This window comes from Virgibacillus sp. NKC19-16 (genome assembly GCF_021560035.1).
GTDB lineage: Bacteria > Bacillota > Bacilli > Bacillales > Amphibacillaceae > Virgibacillus_L > Virgibacillus_L salidurans.
Genome location: NZ_CP074373.1, coordinates 2,244,821 through 2,265,336, shown reverse-complemented (window position 1 = coordinate 2,265,336; position 20,516 = coordinate 2,244,821). Strand labels below are relative to the sequence as shown.

22 protein-coding genes and 1 riboswitch are annotated in these 20,516 nt (G+C 38.7%); of the genes, 17 read left to right on the top strand and 5 right to left on the bottom strand.

The annotated features are described in order from the left end of the window. Window positions 1-15 precede the first annotated feature (15 nt). The 5 genes from refZ to KFZ58_RS11680 all read left to right on the top strand — a co-directional run bounded on the left by refZ (window position 16) and on the right by KFZ58_RS11680 (window position 5,273). Window positions 16-645 carry a forespore capture DNA-binding protein RefZ gene (gene refZ / locus KFZ58_RS11700; protein WP_235791486.1) on the top strand — a complete coding sequence of 210 codons (630 nt, stop codon included), beginning with the start codon at window positions 16-18 and terminating at the stop codon, window positions 643-645. Between the two features lie 175 nt (window positions 646-820). Continuing rightward, a complete protein-coding gene (gene ezrA, locus KFZ58_RS11695) occupies window positions 821-2,524 on the top strand; it encodes a septation ring formation regulator EzrA (protein WP_235791485.1) in 1,704 nt (567 codons plus the stop codon). A 97-nt stretch (window positions 2,525-2,621) separates the two neighbouring features. Then, a complete protein-coding gene (locus KFZ58_RS11690) occupies window positions 2,622-3,761 on the top strand; it encodes a cysteine desulfurase family protein (RefSeq protein WP_235791484.1) in 1,140 nt (379 codons plus the stop codon). Window positions 3,762-3,767: 6 nt separating this feature from the next. Next, window positions 3,768-4,970 carry a tRNA uracil 4-sulfurtransferase ThiI gene (gene thiI / locus KFZ58_RS11685; RefSeq protein WP_235791483.1) on the top strand — a complete coding sequence of 401 codons (1,203 nt, stop codon included), beginning with the start codon at window positions 3,768-3,770 and terminating at the stop codon, window positions 4,968-4,970. Window positions 4,971-5,072: 102 nt separating this feature from the next. Beyond that, the gene (locus KFZ58_RS11680; protein ID WP_235791482.1) at window positions 5,073-5,273 is read left to right on the top strand and encodes an alpha/beta-type small acid-soluble spore protein; all 201 of its coding nucleotides are present in this window, start codon (window positions 5,073-5,075) and stop codon (window positions 5,271-5,273) included. Between the two features lie 288 nt (window positions 5,274-5,561). Here the strand turns inward: KFZ58_RS11680 and KFZ58_RS11675 are convergent, their stop codons facing one another. Then, entirely contained in the window at window positions 5,562-6,362 is an 801-nt protein-coding gene (locus tag KFZ58_RS11675; protein ID WP_235791481.1) for an NAD kinase, read from the bottom strand. A gap of 130 nt (window positions 6,363-6,492) precedes the next feature. Here KFZ58_RS11675 and KFZ58_RS11670 point away from each other — a divergent pair, with 130 nt between their 5' ends. From KFZ58_RS11670 to KFZ58_RS11650, 5 genes are all read left to right on the top strand, one after another. Then, window positions 6,493-7,068, top strand: coding sequence for a DUF2953 domain-containing protein (locus KFZ58_RS11670; RefSeq protein WP_235791480.1), 576 nt, complete (start codon window positions 6,493-6,495; stop codon window positions 7,066-7,068). A 20-nt stretch (window positions 7,069-7,088) separates the two neighbouring features. Beyond that, window positions 7,089-7,556, top strand: coding sequence for a GerW family sporulation protein (gene ytfJ, locus KFZ58_RS11665; RefSeq protein WP_235791479.1), 468 nt, complete (start codon window positions 7,089-7,091; stop codon window positions 7,554-7,556). A 102-nt stretch (window positions 7,557-7,658) separates the two neighbouring features. Beyond that, window positions 7,659-8,159 (top strand): thiol peroxidase, encoded by a 501-nt coding sequence (gene tpx, locus KFZ58_RS11660; RefSeq protein ID WP_235791478.1) that lies wholly within the window; start codon window positions 7,659-7,661, stop codon window positions 8,157-8,159. A gap of 139 nt (window positions 8,160-8,298) precedes the next feature. Beyond that, window positions 8,299-9,303, top strand: coding sequence for a class I SAM-dependent methyltransferase (locus KFZ58_RS11655; RefSeq protein WP_235791477.1), 1,005 nt, complete (start codon window positions 8,299-8,301; stop codon window positions 9,301-9,303). Beyond that, window positions 9,296-10,477, top strand: a complete 1,182-nt coding sequence (locus KFZ58_RS11650; protein ID WP_235791476.1) for an acetate kinase — start codon at window positions 9,296-9,298, stop codon at window positions 10,475-10,477. Before KFZ58_RS11655 ends, KFZ58_RS11650 begins: the two co-directional genes overlap by 8 nt. Before the next feature lie 71 nt (window positions 10,478-10,548). Here the strand turns inward: KFZ58_RS11650 and KFZ58_RS11645 are convergent, their stop codons facing one another. Next, window positions 10,549-10,977, bottom strand: coding sequence for a universal stress protein (locus tag KFZ58_RS11645; RefSeq protein WP_235791475.1), 429 nt, complete (start codon window positions 10,975-10,977; stop codon window positions 10,549-10,551). A gap of 121 nt (window positions 10,978-11,098) precedes the next feature. On the opposite strand from KFZ58_RS11645, the gene KFZ58_RS11640 reads away from it, so the two are divergent. Next, window positions 11,099-11,254, top strand: a complete 156-nt coding sequence (locus KFZ58_RS11640) for a hypothetical protein (protein ID WP_235791474.1) — start codon at window positions 11,099-11,101, stop codon at window positions 11,252-11,254. Between the two features lie 153 nt (window positions 11,255-11,407). Beyond that, on the top strand, window positions 11,408-12,526 hold the full coding sequence (gene ald / locus KFZ58_RS11635) for an alanine dehydrogenase (RefSeq protein ID WP_235791473.1): 1,119 nt from the start codon (window positions 11,408-11,410) through the stop codon (window positions 12,524-12,526). A 95-nt stretch (window positions 12,527-12,621) separates the two neighbouring features. Here ald and KFZ58_RS11630 read toward each other — a convergent pair whose 3' ends face one another. Then, window positions 12,622-13,719: a M24 family metallopeptidase gene (locus KFZ58_RS11630; RefSeq protein ID WP_235791472.1), complete on the bottom strand. Its 1,098-nt coding sequence runs from the start codon at window positions 13,717-13,719 to the stop codon at window positions 12,622-12,624. Between the two features lie 140 nt (window positions 13,720-13,859). Between KFZ58_RS11630 and KFZ58_RS11625 the strand changes: the two genes are divergently transcribed. Both KFZ58_RS11625 and KFZ58_RS11620 read left to right on the top strand, forming a co-directional pair. Further along, window positions 13,860-14,528 (top strand): PspA/IM30 family protein, encoded by a 669-nt coding sequence (locus tag KFZ58_RS11625; RefSeq protein ID WP_235791471.1) that lies wholly within the window; start codon window positions 13,860-13,862, stop codon window positions 14,526-14,528. 63 nt (window positions 14,529-14,591) lie between these two features. After that, on the top strand, window positions 14,592-15,272 hold the full coding sequence (locus tag KFZ58_RS11620) for a metal-dependent hydrolase (protein ID WP_235791470.1): 681 nt from the start codon (window positions 14,592-14,594) through the stop codon (window positions 15,270-15,272). Window positions 15,273-15,322: 50 nt separating this feature from the next. Here KFZ58_RS11620 and guaC read toward each other — a convergent pair whose 3' ends face one another. After that, window positions 15,323-16,300 (bottom strand): GMP reductase, encoded by a 978-nt coding sequence (guaC, locus tag KFZ58_RS11615; protein ID WP_304956797.1) that lies wholly within the window; start codon window positions 16,298-16,300, stop codon window positions 15,323-15,325. 169 nt (window positions 16,301-16,469) lie between these two features. Beyond that, window positions 16,470-16,574: riboswitch (purine riboswitch) on the top strand. Between the two features lie 195 nt (window positions 16,575-16,769). On the opposite strand from guaC, the gene KFZ58_RS11610 reads away from it, so the two are divergent. The 3 genes from KFZ58_RS11610 to KFZ58_RS11600 are packed head-to-tail and all read left to right on the top strand — an operon-like array spanning window position 16,770 to window position 18,929. After that, window positions 16,770-17,360 (top strand): xanthine phosphoribosyltransferase, encoded by a 591-nt coding sequence (locus KFZ58_RS11610; protein WP_235791468.1) that lies wholly within the window; start codon window positions 16,770-16,772, stop codon window positions 17,358-17,360. Further along, window positions 17,357-18,649, top strand: coding sequence for a nucleobase:cation symporter-2 family protein (locus KFZ58_RS11605; protein WP_235791467.1), 1,293 nt, complete (start codon window positions 17,357-17,359; stop codon window positions 18,647-18,649). Before KFZ58_RS11610 ends, KFZ58_RS11605 begins: the two co-directional genes overlap by 4 nt. Next, entirely contained in the window at window positions 18,642-18,929 is a 288-nt protein-coding gene (locus tag KFZ58_RS11600; RefSeq protein WP_235791466.1) for a hypothetical protein, read from the top strand. Before KFZ58_RS11605 ends, KFZ58_RS11600 begins: the two co-directional genes overlap by 8 nt. On the opposite strand, the gene KFZ58_RS11595 is transcribed toward KFZ58_RS11600, so the two are convergent. Continuing rightward, window positions 18,898-20,124 carry a DHA2 family efflux MFS transporter permease subunit gene (locus KFZ58_RS11595; protein ID WP_235791465.1) on the bottom strand — a complete coding sequence of 409 codons (1,227 nt, stop codon included), beginning with the start codon at window positions 20,122-20,124 and terminating at the stop codon, window positions 18,898-18,900. The genes KFZ58_RS11600 and KFZ58_RS11595 overlap by 32 nt on opposite strands. Between the last annotated feature and the right edge of the window lie 392 nt (window positions 20,125-20,516).

The following is a 20,516-nucleotide window of genomic DNA, read 5'->3' as shown; positions in this document are numbered from 1 at the left end:
AGGAGTTGAATAGATATGAAAAAGAATCCATCTAAACAAAAGGTAATCGACGCTGCTTCCTCGCTGTTTTTTCAAAAAGGGTTTAGTGGCACCTCTGTAAGAGATATCGCAGAAAAGGCCAGTGTAAACGTATCACTGATCAGCTATTATTTTAAAAGCAAGCAAGGCCTTTTGGAATATGCGGTCATCCAGTATTATGAAGCATATTTAATAACTATGGAAGAAACATTACAGGAAACAGAGTCGTTAACTCCATTGGAAAAATTAAAAGAATTAATTTCCGTTATTATACAATATAAACAACACAATCATCAATTCTCTAGTTTTATCCACAGGGAATTATCACTTGATTCCATTTTTGTAAGAGAAATGGCTGTCACCTATCTAGCAAAGGAAAATCATATTATCAGTAATACATTTTTCGATGCATTAAAAACACCTGAAAAAAGTGAACTGGACAGACAATTTTTATTAATGCAGCTAAAGGGGATGTTGCTTACGCCATATGTCCTGCAGAATGAATGGAAAGACCAGGTGGTGGGTGAATATTCACATAACGTATTTGCTAATAAATATGTAAAAACAATCCATTATTGGTTGGATTTTATTATGGAAGAAAAGGATGTAACTGCCGAAATTAGATAAAATCATAAAAATATGGACGAATTCTTAATTAATTTGTATTTTTTTAGCCAAAATTGCTCTTAACATGGTATCATAGGTACTATATTATAAAATAGACGAACTTATACTACTACCTGTTCTTTCTTCAAGAGGCTTCACCCTCTTATATAGGAGTATCTTTAGGAGGCATCTGGATATGGCATACATCATTGGAACTATACTGGTTATTATCGCATTAATTATCATTGGACTTATTTTACGAAAACGGGTATATGATGTTGTGGATAAATATGAAGCCTGGAAAATGGACATTATGGACCGGAACATTGCCACGCAGCTCGGACGTATTAAAAGACTTAATTTATCTGGGGAAACCCAAGAAAAATTCGAAGCCTGGAAAGAACGCTTAGAATTCATTATAACAAAGGAATTACCTGACATTGAGGAACACTTGTTTGATGCAGAAGAAGCAGCAGATCGTTATCGATTTTCCAAAGCGAAAAAAACATTAAATAATGTAGACCAAGTATTAAACGCTATTGAAAAAGATATTGAAAACATGCTGCATGAAGTGGATGATCTCCTTGAATCTGAAGAAACAAGCCGTACTGAAGCAGAAAGTATAGAGCCAAACATAAAAGCGTTACGTAAAGTTCTCTCCCAAAATCGATATCAGTACGGGAAAGCTGAACGTCATTTTGACATAAAAATTGATGAACTGGAAGAAAAACTTACGACGTATCATGATTTAGTGGCATCCGGAGATTACTACGAAGCGAAGCAAGCCATTGATGACCTTAAAGTTAGTTTGGATGCACTGGAACAACAGATTGATGAATTTCCTGCAATTTTTAAGCTGTGCAAACACGAATTGCCTGCACAGCTTGATGAATTATATGCCGGTTTAAAAGAGATGAAAGAAGATGGATATCGTGTGGACCATCTTGCCTTTGAAAAGGAAATACGCGCCTATAGGGAACAACTTTTAAATATTGTCAATCAGTTGGAAAATGGAGATGCTTCCGGAGCTGAAGAAATGGTTACGGAAATTGGTGAAAGAGTTAAGGAAATGTATCAGCTTCTGGAAAAAGAAGCGATTGCGAAGAATTATGTAGAAAACCAAATGCCAAGCTATCGCTATTCATTGGATAAATTAAGTAATACGTTCTATGATACGAAAACGGAAGTAGAACAATTAAGACAAACGTATTATTTTGAAGACAGTGATATGGAAAGTTATTTGGCTTTAGAAAAAAGAATCACATCGTTAAAAAATCAATTGGAAGAACTATCTAATGACATGGAAACCGCGGATACATCGCATTCCCAATTACGGGAAGAGCTTGAAAATGGATTCCAGCAAATAGAAAACCTACAGCAAAAACATGAGGAATTCAAAAAGCGAATTCATAACCTGCGTAAGGATGAATTAGAGGCAAAAGAGAAATTACGTGAAATGAGAGAAGAGCTTTATGATACAAGTCGAAAGCTGAAAAAAAGCAATATACCAGGCGTACCATCCTTTATTTGGAATATGATGGAGACCGCCTCCGGGAAGAACAGCCTTGTAATGAAGACGTTGGAAAAACAACCATTGGATATGGCTGAAGTTCAACACGCTTTGAATGAATCAAAACAGGCGATTGATAATGTGATTGAGCAAACGGACGTAATGCTGGAACAAGCATATTTAACGGAACAGGTTATTCAATATGCGAATAGATATCGGAGTCAGTATCCCCTTCTTGCATCCAAACTAAGTGAGTCCGAGCGCCTGTTCAGATCTTATGAATATGAATTAGCGTTAGAAAAAGCTGCAAAGGCTGTGGAAGAAATAGAACCGGGAGCTTTAAAACGAATCGAAGCATATCAAGAAGTAGCAGCAAGCCACTCATCATAAAAAGGGACTAAAGGCTGTCTTTAAGAAAAGAATAACAGTATTCTTTTCTTAAGGTCAGCCTTGCCTTTTTCGTATAGAACGAAGGAGTTTTAGAGCAATGATTTATTTAGATAATAGCGCAACAACCAAACCGGATCCATCCGTGTTAAAAAGCTTTGAAAAAGTTTCCAGCCAGTATTTTGCAAATCCCTCATCCATACATCAGTTTGGCGGTGAAACAGAGAAATTATTAAAGCAAGCCAAAAAACAGGCTGCAGACATTTTAAACGTTGGTACAGATGAAATAGTATTTACATCCGGGGGAACAGAAGGAAATAATACAGCAATTAAAGGAATTGCATTGGAACATCAGGGTAGAGGGAAACATATCATCACATCGGAAATTGAGCATCCATCTGTTTACGATGCATGTCAAAGTTTGAAAACTCTAGGCTTTGAAATAACCTATTTACCTGTTAATCAGAATGGTGTACTAGCAGCAAGAGACGTAGAAAATGCAATTCGGCCTGACACGATTTTAATCAGTTTGATGCATGTAAATAATGAACTGGGTTCGATACAACCTATTAAAGAGGTTGGTGAAATAGCAAAGCAGCATCCAAAACTTTTCTTCCATGTAGATGATGTACAAGGCATAGGCAAGGTCCCGATTCCATTAAAAAATAGTGGTATTGATCTATGTACATTTTCAGGTCATAAAATTCATGGATTAAAAGGAACGGGGATTTTATATATAGCGAATCGTACAAAATTATTCCCTTTATTACACGGGGGAAATCAGGAACAGGGTATTCGCTCGGGAACTGAAAATTTGGCTGGTGCTGTATCAATGGTTAAAGCTCTTCGTTTAATTAAAGAGCGGGAGAAAAAAGAAATCAATCGTTTGTATGAAATAAGCGATTATCTGAAAAATGAATTGAGGAATTTAGCAGGTGTTGAGGTGAATACAGCAGATGATGCTGCTCCACACATTATTAATTTTTCTGCGTTAGGAGTGAAACCAGAAGTTATCATTCATATGCTCGGGGAGCAAGACATCTTTATTTCAACCAAATCCGCTTGCTCTTCGAAACAAAAGGATGAGAGCAAGGTGCTTGCTGCTTGTGGCTTTAATAAAGGACGTTCAACTTCCGGGCTGCGAGTTAGCTTATCCTATCAAACAACCAAGGATGAAATCACCGTATTTCTGCAGACTATAGAAAAAGCAATTAACCAATTTAAAGAAGCAATGGAGTAGATAACAATGCAATATGATCATATTTTAATTCGGTACGGAGAAATGGCTTTAAAGGGAAAAAATATTAAAAAATTTATTACCAGATTGCAGGAAAACATCCAGCATAAACTAAAAGAATTTCCTAATACAAAAGTGAAACGTACACAGGGAAGAATGTTTGTTTTATTAAATGGACATGAGCCGGATCAAGTTTTGGATAAATGTAAGAACATCTTTGGTATTCAAAGCTTGAGCTTGGCAATAAAGGTAGAGAACGATGTTGATGCAATCAAGGGCGCCGCATTATATGCTTTAACAAACAGTGTTGATGTTCGTCAATTTAAGGTTACTGTAAAACGGATAAATAAAGATTTTCCGGTAGGATCACAGGAGATGAACCAAGTATTAGGAGGCCATCTGCTTTCAAATACGGATAGATATACTGTCGATGTGCATCAACCCGATATGGAAATCAAAGTGGAAATTAGGGCCGAAGCCACTTATATTACATCACATGTGATACCAGGACTAGGTGGATTACCTGTTGGGACATCAGGGAAATCGTTATTAATGTTATCTGGTGGAATTGATAGCCCGGTGGCTGGATATTTAGCAATGAAACGAGGCGTTCAGATTGAGGCAATTCACTTTCACTCACCACCATTTACAAGTGAACGGGCTAAACAAAAAGTATTTGATTTAGCAGAAAAGCTCACGAAATACGGAAGTTCGATCAAGATCCATGTTGTTCCATTTACTAAGCTACAACAGGAAATTTTCCGTGAGATGCCTGATGGCTATGCGATGACAATTATGCGCCGTATGATGCTGCGTATTAGTGAAAAAATCAGCGAAAAAGAATCGATATTATCGATCACAACAGGTGAGAATCTTGGTCAGGTTGCTAGCCAGACGATGGAAAGCATGAACACGATTAATGAAGTTACCAATTATCCAATTCTAAGACCGTTAATCACAATGGATAAACAGGAAATTATAAAAATTGCACAAGCAATTAACACGTATGAGACTTCCATTCTGCCTTATGAAGACTGTTGTACGATATTTGTACCGAAATCACCAAAAACAAAACCGAACCGTGAAAAAGTAAATCAATTTGAATCAAACAATGACTTTACGGATTTGATTGAAGAGGCTGTAAATGGCACAGAGGTTGTAAAGGTAACTGATCAAAGAGAGGCAGCGTCCGTATTTGATGATTTATTATAATGTTTGGTAAAAAAAGCAAATCTAACAACATCTACCAATTAAAAATGTGAATGGTTTTCCTTCTTGTGACACATTCTATAAGTACCAAGGAGGTGAACTAACATGGCAAATAACAATAACTCAAACCAATTAGTAGTACCTGGTGTTCAACAAGCATTGGACCAAATGAAAACAGAAATTGCACAAGAATTTGGTGTACAACTTGGTGCTGATTCAACTTCTCGTTCTAACGGTTCTGTTGGAGGGGAAATCACAAAACGTCTTGTTCAAATGGCTGAACAACAATTTGGTGCTCAACGATAAATAAAATAAATACTAATGGCTAAGGGCTATTCCTATTAACGGAATAGCCCTTTACTTTTTCATTTTGATATTGCCAATTCAACAGGTAGAAAGTGTTTTTTATAGGCTGTCTTCAATGTTTTTTAATACTGAATACTAAATAAAGCAATTTAAAGGCAGTAACCGGAGCGAATCCAAGCACCCAACTATCATAAGAACGAGAGACTTCCCATCAAGGGAATTTTGGTTATGTGGTTTTTATATCAACTGCGAAGATTTAAAAGCAACAATACTTACGAAAAAGCCTTTTTATAAAAACGTACGCTTAACACGATCCCAGTAGGAGTTGTTTTTCAATTTGACGGTTTTGACTACCTTATCACTTAACGTTACGGTTACATCTTTTATATTTCGAATGGAGTACGCCTCATTATCTAGTCCAATAATCGGATAGTCATTACCGTCCTGGATGACATCCAAGATTAACTTGCGATCTTTGCTTAAAACGAAAGATGAGCCAAGCGTGCGGTAACGGTTATTATTCAGTGATGCAAGCTCTGATACCTGGAAACTAGGAATTAATGGATCAATAACGGCCCCGTTTGTGGACTTATTATACCCTGTACTGCCAGTAGGCGTTGCTACAATTAAGCCATCTCCGCGAAATGTTTCAAAATGAAGGTCATCAATGTGTACATCAATGGCCATGGATTTAATAATTGTTGATCGTACACTTAATTCATTAAGGCAATAAAACGTAGATTCTCCATTTATAACCACCTTTATAACCGGAAAGCGTCGCACTTCCATTTCTGCATGTAACATGGTATCCAGCATTTCTTGAAAGTTGTCCATATTAAAATCACAATACAAACCGGATTCATCCGAACGGGTTATCCCTGTATATAAACAATCCTGACGAAATCCTGTTTTCCTTACAGCCTGCAGAAATGCCCCATCACCACCTACACTTACAATGATACTAGCATCATCAGTATTGTCCACAACATTGAAGTCATTTTCCTCTGCAAGATTAAATAAGGTCTGTAGTTTATCTTCAATCGCTTCATCTTTGTGATAATAAAAAAACATATTTCTTCTATCCGGCATATGATTACCTCCACATTCAATAGGTTTGTATATATTTTAGCATTTTTATCAAAATTATCCTATGAAAGTGAAAATGTCTGACTAAAATTGGAAAGTTGTAGCAAAATAAATGTAGAGAGGAGTTGAAATAATGCTGTGGATCCTGTTAGCTGTCGTGCTTCTCATTTTAATTCTATTACTTTCAAGGATAACTATTACTGGTAATGTTACGTATACTCAACGTGAGCAGTCTTTTACGGTAACAGTTTCCCTGTACCGTGTTCGTTTGTATAAAAAGAAAGCAAATATCACGATGGAGAATAAAGATACCCGTAAAGGAATACGGGATATAAATTTTGATTCGTTTCAAGGAGATTTGCGTGAAGCAATTGAATTATTACGGGAATTAAATCCTTTTGTAGATTACATATTAAAAAATACATACGTTCACAAACTGAAGTGGCTTACTGCAGGTGGGACAGGAGATGCGAGTTCTACCGGAATAGCGGCTGGAGGCGTGTGGGCAATAAAGGGGATATTCATTGGAATAATTACAGAAAAAAGTAATTTAACATGCAAACCTGTTATACGTGTGTCCCCTCATTTTCAACAGCAACATTTCTTATCAACATTTGATTGCATGGTATCACTGAAATTAGGAAAAGCTATGTACACACTTCTTAAAGTGATGCAGGTATTTTCCAGGAAAGAAAAGGAATTCAGTTAAAAAACGTAAGGAGGATCATCATGAGTGAACATCCTATCGAAGGATTAATGACAACTGCAATGGAAAATTTAAAGGGTATGATTGAGGTTAATACCATTATTGGCGATCCGGTTAAGTCTCCGGATGGTAGTATGATTATACCGGTCTCAAAGCTGGGTTTTGGTTTTGCTGCAGGGGGGAGCGAGTTTAATAACTCTTCCAGTAGCAGTTCTGATGGATCCGAGGAAACCCTTCCATTTGGTGGTGGTAGTGGGGGAGGAGTCTCTATTACGCCTATTGCATTTTTAATTGTAAGTGAGCAGGGTATCAAGATGGTTCATCTGGATCAAAGCACACATATATATGAGAAAATGCTTGACTTCGCGCCACAGGTAGTGGAGAAAGTACAAGAAATTATAAAAGATGCAGGAAAAGTGAAGATGCCGGAAGATAAAGATAAAGATAAGGAAAAGCAACAAAAGAAAAGACCATCACAATATGATATTTAACATTTAACAAAAATGTCCGTTTTTCGTGGGTAGTATTGTTGGACAACGAGTTGTATTATAGTCATAATTAAATAAGAAAACTATGAGAAGGGGAATGATTATATGTCTAACATTACTTTCAATCAAGAACCGGTCACACTGCTAGGTACAGAAATCAAAGTAGGTGACCAGGCGCCTGATTTCACTGTTGTATCCAATGATTTGAAGGATGTTTCGCTAAATGATTACAAAGGTAACGTAAAGTTAATCAGTGTCGTACCATCCATTGATACAGGTGTTTGTTCAGAGCAAACCAAACGATTCAATGAGGAAGCGGATAAAATTGATAATGTCCAAGTATTAACCATCAGCATGGATTTACCCTTTGCCCAACAGCGCTGGTGTGCAGCTAATGGAATTAAAAAACTTGATACATTATCCGATCACCGGGATGCAGACTTCGGTGAAAAATATGGTGTTTTAATTAAAGAGTTACGCTTGTTATCCAGATCAATCTTTGTCGTTGATTCGAATGATAAGGTTACTTATGTGGAATATGTTAACGAGGTGACCAATCACCCCGATTATGATTCTGCTTTAAAAGCAGCTGGTGAGGCGCAATAAATAGCTGCTTTTTTCTCTCTCGCGCGTGTCGCGGGGGAGTCTTTTTCTGTCAAGTGATCTTCCATGTGTAAGTTTGTACAAAGGTGGTACTAATTTGGTACAATAGAAACGCCTTATAGGAAGAAGCGGAGGATTAGTAATGGAGAAATCAAATGTCGAAATTTTATATGAGTGGATAGATCAGACAACGGAAATAATACAAAAGCATGAAGAAGAACCATACCTGAATAGCTTAACATCTACCATGGAATCACTCTTCTATCAGGATGCCCCGGAAGCGATGGACGACATTTTATCACATAAAGTACAAAATGCCTTAAAGGAAATTGACTTTTCTATGTTTAAAATAGAAGAAATTCGCAAAGGAATTCAGTTGGCCATATTGAAAGGGATGAAGGACTCAACGCAACAACAGCATTTAATGACTCCGGAAACTGTAGCGTTATTAGTAGGCTATTTTGCCGAGAAGGTCACATCAGATAAGGAAAAGGTAAGCCTTTTTGATCCTGTTAGTGGAACAGCTAACCTTTTAACTATTGTTATGAGTCAGTTGGATCGGCAGTTAGAAGCGTATGCGGGGGAGGTTGATCCGACACTAATTCAGTTGGCCGTATTAAATGCTAATTTACAAAAGAAAGAAGTAGAATTCTTCCATCAGGATAGTTTACGGCCTTTTTTGCTGGATCCTGTTGATTTAGTAGTTGCTGACTTACCGATTGGTTACTATCCAGATGATATTAGGGCAAATGATTTTGAATTAAAAGCGGACGAAGGTCATTCGTATGCCCACCATCTATTTATTGAACAAGCACTAAATTACACAAATTCGGGTGGTTATTTAATTTTTGTTATTCCTGATTTTCTGTTTGAAAGTGATCAGTCAGACAAGCTTCATAGCTTTCTTCAGGAATATTCGCATATTGTCGGTGTCGTGCGTTTGCCCGAGAGTGCTTTTAAATCAGAAAAAAATATGAAAAGCATCCTTATTCTCCAAAAGGCAGGGCAAGGTACATCCTCGCCAAAACAACCATTGCTTGTACAAATGCCGTCATTTAAAAATGATTCAGCAATGAGTGATATATTAGAACAAATGAATACATGGTTTTCACAGTATAACAGCAGGGAGTTGAACAACAATGAGTAATATACTAGCAATAAATGCAGGCAGTTCATCATTGAAATTCCAATTAATCCAAATGCCGAAAGAGGAAGTTTCAGCTAAAGGACTTATTGAGCGAATTGGTTTGAATGATTCTGTGTTTAAGTTGGAAACAAATGATAATGAAGAAGAAATGGTAGAAGACATTCCTGATCATGAGGTTGCAGTGAAAAAACTGCTTCATGGATTAAAGTCTTCCGGTGTTATCCAATCACTCGAAGCGATTGACGCTGTCGGCCATCGCGTTGTCCATGGCGGGGAACATTTTAGTGATTCCGTAAAACTAACAGAAGAAGTCATTGAAACGATCGAAAAGGTTTCCGAATTGGCACCATTACACAATCCAGCCAATTTAACGGGTATCCGTGCATTTCAAGAGATCCTGCCAAATGTGCCGATGGTTGCGGTATTTGATACAGCATTTCATCAAACAATGCCTGAATCATCTTATTTATACAGCTTGCCATATAAATATTATAAGGATTATGGTATTCGTAAATACGGCTTTCACGGAACATCACATAAATATGTATCCCAGCGTGCAGCGGAACTTATTGGCTTACCATCAAATCAATTGCGGTTAATCTCGTGTCACTTAGGAAATGGGGCCAGTATTGCAGCCATAAAGGACGGGGAATCGATTGATACCTCCATGGGCTTCACACCATTAGCAGGGGTCACGATGGGGACGCGTTCCGGGAATATAGATCCTGCCTTAATTCCGTACATTATGGAAAAGACCGGTAAGTCCGCCGAAGAAGTAATTAACGTACTGAATAAAGAAAGTGGAATGCTTGCATTATCAGGATTTTCAAGTGACCTACGAGATATTGAACTTCAATCGGAAGAAAATGAGCGGGCGAAACTCGCACTGGATGTTTTCGCAGGAAGAATCCATAAATATATTGGATCCTATGCTGCCAAAATGTCAGGTGTTGATGCCATCATTTTCACAGCAGGTGTCGGTGAAAATAGTACTACAATTAGAGAAAAGGTATTAAATGGATTGGAATTTATGGGAATCTACTGGGATCCTAAATTAAATGAAATTCGAGGACGAGAACAATTTATCAATTATCCGCATTCCCCGGTCAAAGTCATCGTCATCCCAACGAATGAAGAGGTAATGATAGCAAGAGATACAGTAAGATTGTCCTAATAAATGTAAAGGTTTTGCGTGGATTTTCCATTGCAAAACCTTTTTAATTTAGAGAGATGAAATAGCTCCAGCTAACGTATAACTAAAACATCACAGGTTGCATATCTGGTTATACTTTCAGAGACACTACCGATTAGAAACCGTTCCACAGCATTCATACCAGTTGCACCACAGATAATCAAATCCGCGCCAAAATCCCCGGCAATGTCTTTCGCGATTTTTATTTTCGGCGATCCGTACTCGATACATTTAACAATATTTTCTATACCTGCCGATTTGGCATTATCCACATAACTATCCAGCAGTTCCTTCGCATGATTCTCAGATCGCTCTGCAAGTGTACGGTCATATGCTTCTGCCGTGGCAAACGTACGGGAATCAACTACATGGGCAAGAATAAGTCGTGCATTATTACGTTTGACGATGTCCAGTGATTTAGTAAAAGCCTTTTCAGATGCTTCCGATCCGTCAACAGCAACAATAATATCATTATATTCCATTTTGATCTCCCCCTTATATTAATTATATACCCTTTTTTTAGGTGCGACAATCAGTTTTTGGAAAAATAAATTAAAACATTGTTACAGATTTTTGGACACACTATAAATGGAGGTGATATTTTTGTCTAAAAAGGATACGAAACGGGAAAATCTTATGGAAGATAAACAAGGTATTGCCGCTGTTCAAAACCAATTGAATGAAAGTTACCAAAGTGGTGTCATTGACCAGTTAAACAATAATAAGAATATACACACGTATAATAACCGGAAAAATTAGTCCAATCATGACCCACCCTGTCAATAGGATGGGTCAATTTTCCTTCCATTATTCATATAATTATAATCGTGCTTTTTAAATGGGGTTTTGATACAATGAAAGTGAATACAAGTTACATTTTTTAAAAATTACATAGAACAAGGAGGTATTTAATTGAGAATAGGTGTGCCTAGAGAGATTAAAAACAATGAAAACAGGGTAGCGATGGCACCATCCGGTGTTTTAACGTTAAAAGAAGCCGGACATCATGTCTATGTAGAGACGGGAGCAGGACTCGGATCAGGGTTTACAGATCAGCAATATGAAGATGCTGGAGCTACTATCACATCAACAGCAAAAGAGACATGGGGACAAGAAATGGTGATGAAGGTAAAAGAGCCACTCGCCGAGGAATACGATTATTTTTATGAAGGTCTTATTTTATTTACGTACTTACATTTAGCGGCTGAACCAGAACTTACGAAAGCAATGATGGATAAAAAGGTTATCGGCATCGCGTATGAAACCGTTCAATTACCAGATGGATCATTACCATTATTAACACCGATGAGTGAAGTTGCAGGGCGTATGGCTGCGCAAGTTGGTACCCAATTTTTAGAAAAGCCTAAGGGAGGAAAAGGTGCACTTCTAGCTGCTATTCCAGGCGTTAAGCGGAGTAAAGTAACCATCATTGGTGGCGGTGTAGTTGGGACGAATACGGCGAAAATTGCTGTCGGTTTAGGTGCGGATGTAACTATCATTGATTTAAATCCGGAACGGTTACGTCAATTAGATGATCTCTTTGGTTCTTCGATTAATACATTAATGTCAAACCCGATGAATATTGGTGAGGCTGTGGCTGATTCAGATCTTGTAATTGGATCTGTGTTAATTGCCGGGGCAAAAGCGCCGCAATTGGTTACAGAAGAAATGATAAAAACAATGGAGAAAGGTTCTGTCATAGTAGATGTAGCCATCGATCAGGGCGGAAATTTTGAAACGAGTGATCGTATTACAACACATGATGATCCAACATTTACAAAACATGGGGTTCTGCACTACTGTGTGGCAAATATTCCAGGGGCAGTACCACAAACAGCAACAATTGGTTTGGCTAATGTAACAGTTCCTTATGCCCTGCAATTAGCTAACAAAGGCTACATGCAGGCTTGTTTGGATAATGAAACATTATTAAAAGGTATTAATACATTAGATGGATATGTCACCCATAAGGCTGTTGCAGAGGCCCATGATGTGGAATTTGAAGATGTAAAGGCACTATTACAGAAATAGGAGTTAAAAAGGAGCACCATAAAGGGGTACTGACTCCCGAAAGTTAGAGTAGAAAATCTAACTTTCGGGGGTAACCACCAGGGTGCTCTTTTCCATTACTCTATAATTTGCAGTGCTTTAGGTGACTTGGTTAAAATTTCAGGTCCTTTGTCCGTCATGAAAATCATGTCTTCAATTCTGACGCCGCCTGTTTCAGGGACATAAATACCTGGCTCAATAGTATAGCACATGCCTGCCTTTAGCGATAATTCATTATTTCCATGCATCGAAGGATATTCATGTGTTTGAATGCCTAAACCATGGCCTATCCGATGCGTGAAATAGTCGCCATAACCGACCTTGTCGATATGATCTCTTGCAGCCTTATCAATGTTGCCGACTGAAGTTCCAGGTTGTGATGCTTTAATTGCCTTTTCTTGGGCGGCTAACACGATATGATAAATTTTTTCCTGCGCTTCTGTTAGCGATTTATAAGCAACTGTTCTTGAAATATCTGAACAATAACCTTCAAAAACGACCCCAAGATCAAAAAGGATTAAATCGCCTTTGCTTATTTTTTTCATGGAAGGTGTGCCATGTGGTGATGCTGTTTGATTTCCTGATAATGCCATTGTTTGAAAAGACATTTGCTGTACGCCTTGTTTCTTTAATTCATATTCGATTTCAGCAATAACTTCCAGTTCACTAACGCCTTCCCGAATAGCTTTAATCCCTGTCTCTATACCAAAATCTGCCAGTTCTGCTGCCTGTTTTAACAGGGTGTATTCTTTTTTGTTTTTAATAACACGCAGTTTGGCTAAGGTTTCTTGTGCGTCAGAAATAGCTGTATTTGGTAAAATTTGCTTGATTGCTTTATAACGCTCCAGTGTAATTTGGTCATGCTCAATACCAAGCGCCTTTGGAATTTTTTCGTTCTTTTGTAAAACATCTGCGAATAATTGCCATGGATTCTCGTGATCTTGATAGCCAATAATAGTAAAGTTCCAACCAGCTTTCTTCGCGTCATCAACTTCCATAGCGGGTATAATTAATAATGGATCAAGTGAATTGCTTACATAAACGGCAATTAATCGCTCATGCGGATCTGTGTAGTAATCACTCAAATAATAAAAATTTGCGGTTGATGTAATGAGCATTCCATCTAAATTATTCTTTTTCATCTCTTCCAATAATGTATCTATTCGATTTGACATACGTAAAGCCCCTCACTCATAATTTATGTATGCTAGTATTATAACAGAGATAGATTGAATATTTCATTTTAGTGAAACCTTTTAAAGGGAATAGCCGTATTAGATAGAAAATGTATAATCAAATTAAAGGAGGATTTTACATGTTTAAATTTTTTAGACGTATAAAAACAGTTTTAGGCTCGGAATTGAATGCCATGCTGGATAAAGCAGAAGATCCTGTGAAAATGCTGGATCAGTTCATGCGGGATATGGAAGAAGATATTCAAGAAGCAGAAGGTGCTGTTGCCAAACAAATTGCGAATGAGAAAATGCTTAAACGTAAAGCCAATGATGCTAAAGTATTGATGGAAAAAAGGCAAAAGCAAGCAGAACAGGCAGTAGAAGCAGGTAATGATGATTTAGCCAGGCGGGCACTAGAGGATAAAGCAGAAAATGAGAAACAATTTAACATATTAGATGAATCATGGACCAATGCAAAAAATGACTCGGATGAAATTAGAGAAAAACTGGATGAAATGAAAAAAGAATACAACCAAATGAAACTGAAAAAAGACTCCTTAAAGGCACGTGCAGAAACAGCACAAACAAAAACGAAGATGAATAGAACGATGTCAAATATCGGTAGTGACGAATCGAGACAGGGCTTTGAACGGATGGAGGAAAAAGTCCTGGAATATGAGGCAGAAGCAGAAACAACAAAAGACCTCTCGCAGGCTGCTCGTACACTGGATGATGAGTTTGAATCACTTGAGGAAAATAAAGTTGATAAAGAATTAGCTGAACTAAAAAAGAAAAAGAATAAAAAATAGGCATACAAACGGAAAATATCGGGTATAGAATAGAGTAAATATTCGTAGTAAGGAGAGATTAACGTGAAATTATCTTATCATGGACATTCTGTAGTAAGAGTTGAAACAAATAATCACACCATATTAATTGATCCATTTATTTCCGGAAATGAAGCATGTGATTTAGATGCAGACACGGTGAAAACAGATGTTATTTTACTGACACATGGACATAATGATCATGTCGGTGACACGGTGGAAATTGCAAAACGCAATGATGCATTAGTTGTAGCTCCGAATGAACTGGCGAACTATCTGGAGGCTCAAGGTTTAAACACACATCCAATGCATATTGGCGGGAAGCATGACTTCGATTTTGGTCGCGTGAAATTAACACAGGCATTTCATGGATCTGCCTTTACAGAAGAAGACGGAACAATTGTCTATACAGGTATGCCAGCAGGGATATTGCTTACCGTTGATGGAAGAACGGTTTATCATGTAGGTGATACTGGCCTGTTTTCTGACTTGAGGTTAATTGGCGAAATGAATGAAATCGACGTAGCGTTCGTTCCAATTGGAGATAACTTTACAATGGGGCCGGAAGACGCACTAATCGCGGCTGATTGGATTGATGCGAAGGTTGTAGTGCCGGTTCATTTTAATACATTCCCTGTGATCGAACAGGATGCAGAGGATTTCGCGAAGAAGGTAAGTACCGGCCAAGGAAGAGCAATGCGAATTGGAGAAGCGATGGAATTGTAAGAAAAACCCGTGAGCTGGTTGGGCTCACGGGTTTTTGTATGATGGGGAGTCTAGGCGTTATCGTTTAAAATCGAATTTTTTACAACGACATAATCAACATAGCGGATGGCTTCCAATTCTAGACCGCCAGCATAAGATATGGCTGACTGAAGATCTTGCTCCATTTCAGTCAGTGTATCTTTTAGTGCCCCCTTATGCTCGACATACATCTTTTTACCTTCCACATATTTCTTCTCACCTTTTTGATATTCGGAAGCTGAACCGAAATACTCCTTATACTGATAACCGTCTTTTTCAATCGTTTTACCTGGTGATTCCTCATGGCCGGCAAATAGAGAACCAATCATCACCATGGATGCGCCGAATCGGATGGATTTGGCGATATCCCCATGCGTACGGACACCTCCGTCTGCGATGATAGGCTTGCTTGCTGCTTTGGCACACCATTTGAGTGCAGCAAGCTGCCATCCACCTGTTCCAAATCCGGTTTTCAGTTTGGTAATGCACACTTTCCCCGGTCCAATGCCCACTTTGGTAGCATCTGCACCGGCATGTTCCAGTTCCCTTACTGCTTCGGGAGTTCCAACATTACCGGCAATTACGAAACTTGCAGGCAAATGTTTTTTTATATGCTGAATCATATGAATGACAGCGTCGGAATGTCCGTGTGCGATGTCAATGGTTATGAATTCCGGACTGAGCTGTTCTTGAGCCAATTGGCGTATAAATCTATATTCTTCCTCCTTGACACCGATACTTATCGACGCGATCAAACCCTGCCCTTGCATATGTCGCGCGAAATTGGCTCTCCTCTCCGGTTCAAAACGGTGCATGACATAGAAATAACCGTTTTCCGCTAATTTCTGGGCAAGTTTCTCATCGATAATCGTCTGCATATTCGCTGGTACGACAGGTAACTTGAACGTATATCCGCCAAAGGTGGCGGTTGTATCGCATTCGGAACGGCTGCTGACAACACTTTTGGCTGGTATTAATTGAATATCTTCATAATCAAATACATTTTCCATCATTACACTCCTAAAAACGAATTATAATTATTTTTATAATAAAATTGTTCGTCTATTGATTAATCTACATGATTTTCATAAATATGTCAATCAGAAAAATAGATGGCACTAGATAGAAATCATTTTTCAATTGAAGGGTTGTATTTTTCGTGAGAGATGCTATAATAGACATCAATTAAATAGCTATTTTCATATAATCGCGGGAATATGGCCCGCAAGTTTCTACCGGTTCACCACCATAAATGAACCGACTATGAAAGGGAGCAAAACAGAAGGTTGACGCCAGGAAGATGGCGGATACCTTTTGTACAATGTTCGGATTTTGGACCAAAAGGACATGCTTATACGAAGGGCGTCACAGGACGCCTTGAGTTTGGTGTTTACGTTGATAAAACCCGGAAAACATTGCTTTCCTCATAGTTGAGTGGAAGCTTGTTTTTCGGGTTTTTTATTTAGGGAGGAGATCAGCATGAATTCACTCAAGCAAAAAATTTTAACAGAAGGTAAGGTATTATCTGATTCGGTCATCAAGGTGGATGCATTCCTGAATCATCAGGTTGATCCAACGTTTATGCAATTGATTGGGGAGGAATTTTCCAAGCGATTCACAGGTTCCGGTATTACGAAAGTCTTGACCCTGGAATCATCCGGGATTGCACCGGCTGTTATGACAGGCTTGAGTTTGGGCGTTCCAGTGGTTTTTGCAAGAAAACACAAATCACTCACACTTCATGAACAGCTTTATTCAGCAGAAGTTTATTCGTATACCAAGCAAGAAGCAAATGACATAGCTGTTTCAAAAGATTATCTTGATGATCATGATAGGGTCCTGATTATTGATGATATTCTGGCAAACGGTCAGGCAGCGCTAGGAATGGTTAATATTATCGATCAATCCGGTGCTGCGCTGGAAGGAATCGGGGTTGTCATTGAAAAAGGATTTCAGGAAGGTCGCGAGGTACTGCGCAAACACGATATTCGTGTTGAGTCATTGGCAGCTATAGAATCACTGTCTGATGGGCAAGTCACATTTCAAACGAAGGAGGTGTTGTCACAATGAGAACAGCTGCCTTAAGTTTTCAGCATGTGCTTGCGATGTATGCTGGCGCAATTTTAGTACCGTTAATTGTGGGAGAGGCGTTAGGTTTAACATCCGAGCAGTTAACATATCTTGTACCAATTGATATCTTTATGTGCGGTGTGGCGACGATTTTGCAGGTTGTCCGTAATCGGTTTTTTGGCATTGGTTTGCCGGTTGTGCTCGGCTGTACATTCACTGCAGTTGGACCGATGATTGCCATTGGCGGTGAATTTGGGATAACAGCCATATACGGTGCCATTATTGTTTCCGGTATATTCGTTCTCGTTATCAGCCAGTTTTTTGGCAAACTGGTACGTTTTTTTCCACCGATTGTGACAGGGACTGTTGTTATGATTATCGGTTTGACATTGATCCCTACTGCTATAACCAATATGGGCGGGGGAGAAGGTGCTGCTGATTTCGGATCAATGGCCAATCTTTCACTGGCTTTTGGGACGCTTGTCTGCATTATTTTGTTATACCGTTTTACGAAAGGTTTTACCAGATCGGTTGCGATTCTTCTCGGTTTAACAGCGGGTACGGTTGCAGCGATGTTTATGGGGAAAGTTGATTTTTCAGCCGTTCAGGAAGCATCATTATTCCATATCGTTCAGCCATTCTACTTTGGCATGCCGACATTCGAATGGTCTGCCATACTCACAATGATTTTGGTGGCGATGGTGTCCCTTGTTGAATCAACAGGCGTTTATTTTGCTACGGGGGATATTGTGGAAAAAGATTTGTCAGAAGAGGATCTTTCTAACGGCTATCGTGCGGAAGGCCTGGCCATTTTCCTTGGTGGGATTTTCAATGCTTTCCCGTATACAGCTTTTTCACAAAATGTTGGTCTGATGCAGATGACAGGTGTCAAATCGATCCGTGTCATCATGATCGCCGGTTTGATGCTCGTTGCGCTTGGGCTGATTCCAAAAATAGCTGCCATAACAACGATTATTCCGACTGCCGTGTTGGGTGGTGCCATGATCGCCATGTTCGGAATGGTTATTGCCCAGGGGATAAAAATGCTGAATGGGGTCATTTCAGAATCCACGGGCAACGCCATGATCGTTGCTTGTTCGGTCGGCATGGGCATGGGTGTGACGGTCGTACCGGAATTGTTTCAGCACTTTCCATCAGGTGTTCAAATTTTGACAAGCAATGGAATTGTTGCAGGAAGCATAACAGCTATTATCCTGAATATCGTCTTTAATATGAAACCAAAGTGGGCACAAAACCAGGCAGCCACGGTACATCAGGAAAGTGCGTGAAGAATCATTTTGTGAATTAAAAAAGCCCAATTTCCCTCTAATAATTAACGGGAAATTGGGCTTTTCACTTTTTATTTACCCAGTAGATTATTTCTCTTTACTCAATAAAAGAGAAAGCAACAGTCCTGTAATGGCAAATAAAAAAGCAACGAAAAAGGCGGTTTTTACTCCGGTTAAGAAGTTTAACGAATATGTCGTGTCGGATCCAGCGCTTGCACTGGTGATAAAAGAGATAATAAATGTTAAACCTATTGATCCCCGAATTGGCGAGCAGTATTAATAATCGCTGTTCCATGAGCAACCAAAGCATCAGGCAGCGCGTTTATACCCGCGGTCATAATCGGCATGTTGATCAAAGCAACGCCGGCCATGGCCAACATGAATAAGATAGATACGATAACGAGAGATGTGTTTAACCCAAGGAAAAAATGGTATGAAAGTGTACTGATAGATAGCAAAACAAAACCGATAATCGCTATGATTGTGCCACCGTATTTATCGTACAATGTTCCTGCAAAAAGTGACATCAAAGCAAGCGTTAACGCCCCAGGGGTAACGACAAGTCCCGCGTGTAAAGCTGGCAGTTGCTGCGCGTTTTGCACATACATAGGTAAAATCGTTTCAATTGAAATCAGCAAACTGAAGGAAAATATAGAAATTACTGTAACCAGAGCAAAAAGTGGAACTTTGAGCACGCGCAATTCCAGGATCGGTGTCTTTAACCGCAATTGTCTTACCACAAATAAACCAAGTGACAATACGCCTATACTTATGCTAATAATTGTACTTGCCCCAGAAACTCCAGTCGATTCTATTGAATTAAATCCGTATAGAATGCCACCAAAACCAATAGTTGACAGCAGTATAGAAAGAATGTCAATTTGTGTCTCTCGTTGCTGGGTAACATTGCGCATAAAGACGTAAATCAACAGCAAAATCACTGCCGCAACTGGAAGTGTTAAGAGGAACAAGGAGCGCCACTGGAAATAATTAAGCAGCACACCGGATATCGGAGGGCCAATGGCAGGTGCCACATTAATAACGAGTCCAGCCAATCCCATCGCATAACCTCGCTTTTCCCGTGGATAAACGAGAAAAAGTAATGTTTGCATCAATGGCATCATCATCCCGGAACCCATTCCTTGGATGATTCGTCCCGCAAGCAACACTTCAAAGGAAGGAGCAAACAAACCGAGTAACGTACCTAAAGAAAACAGGGTCATTGCGCTCATCATTAATGTCCTTGTTTTAAATCTATCAATCAAATACGCCGTAATAGGGATAAGAATGGCCAATGCTAACATATAGCCAATGGTTAACCACTGCACTTCACTTGCGTTAATCTCAAATTCAGCCATGATTTTTGGAAAGGCTGTAATCAGGAGAAATTGCGTGAGGACGGATAGAAAAGAACCCGACAGTGCGATCGCAACAATTAAACGTCTATGTCTAAGTGATAAATTTACCTGTGCCATCGTTTAACCCACCTTTCTCATTAACTGCAGAAAATAGATTTATCTTTATTTTGCTTCCCATATAGACCTTACGCTTCATTAATTATGTTGTCAATTTCTTGAAAAATGTAAAGAGATTGTGTCTATGTAGTTGTGCTAACATCACGTGAAAAAAACACTGTATGTGAATTAGGAAGATTAAATAGTGAAAAAATAATCGGATTGATAGATATGGGCTAAAAAGTGAAGGTCTATCTTTTCTATTGGAATATAATGTATAATGAAAATATATGAGATGGTTAAGAACATGGAGAAATTACGAAACATCTCTTCAAAATAATATCTTTGAGGAGGAAAAAATTAATGGCAATAAATTTCGATAATACCAAAGACATAAAAAGAGAGCAATTAAA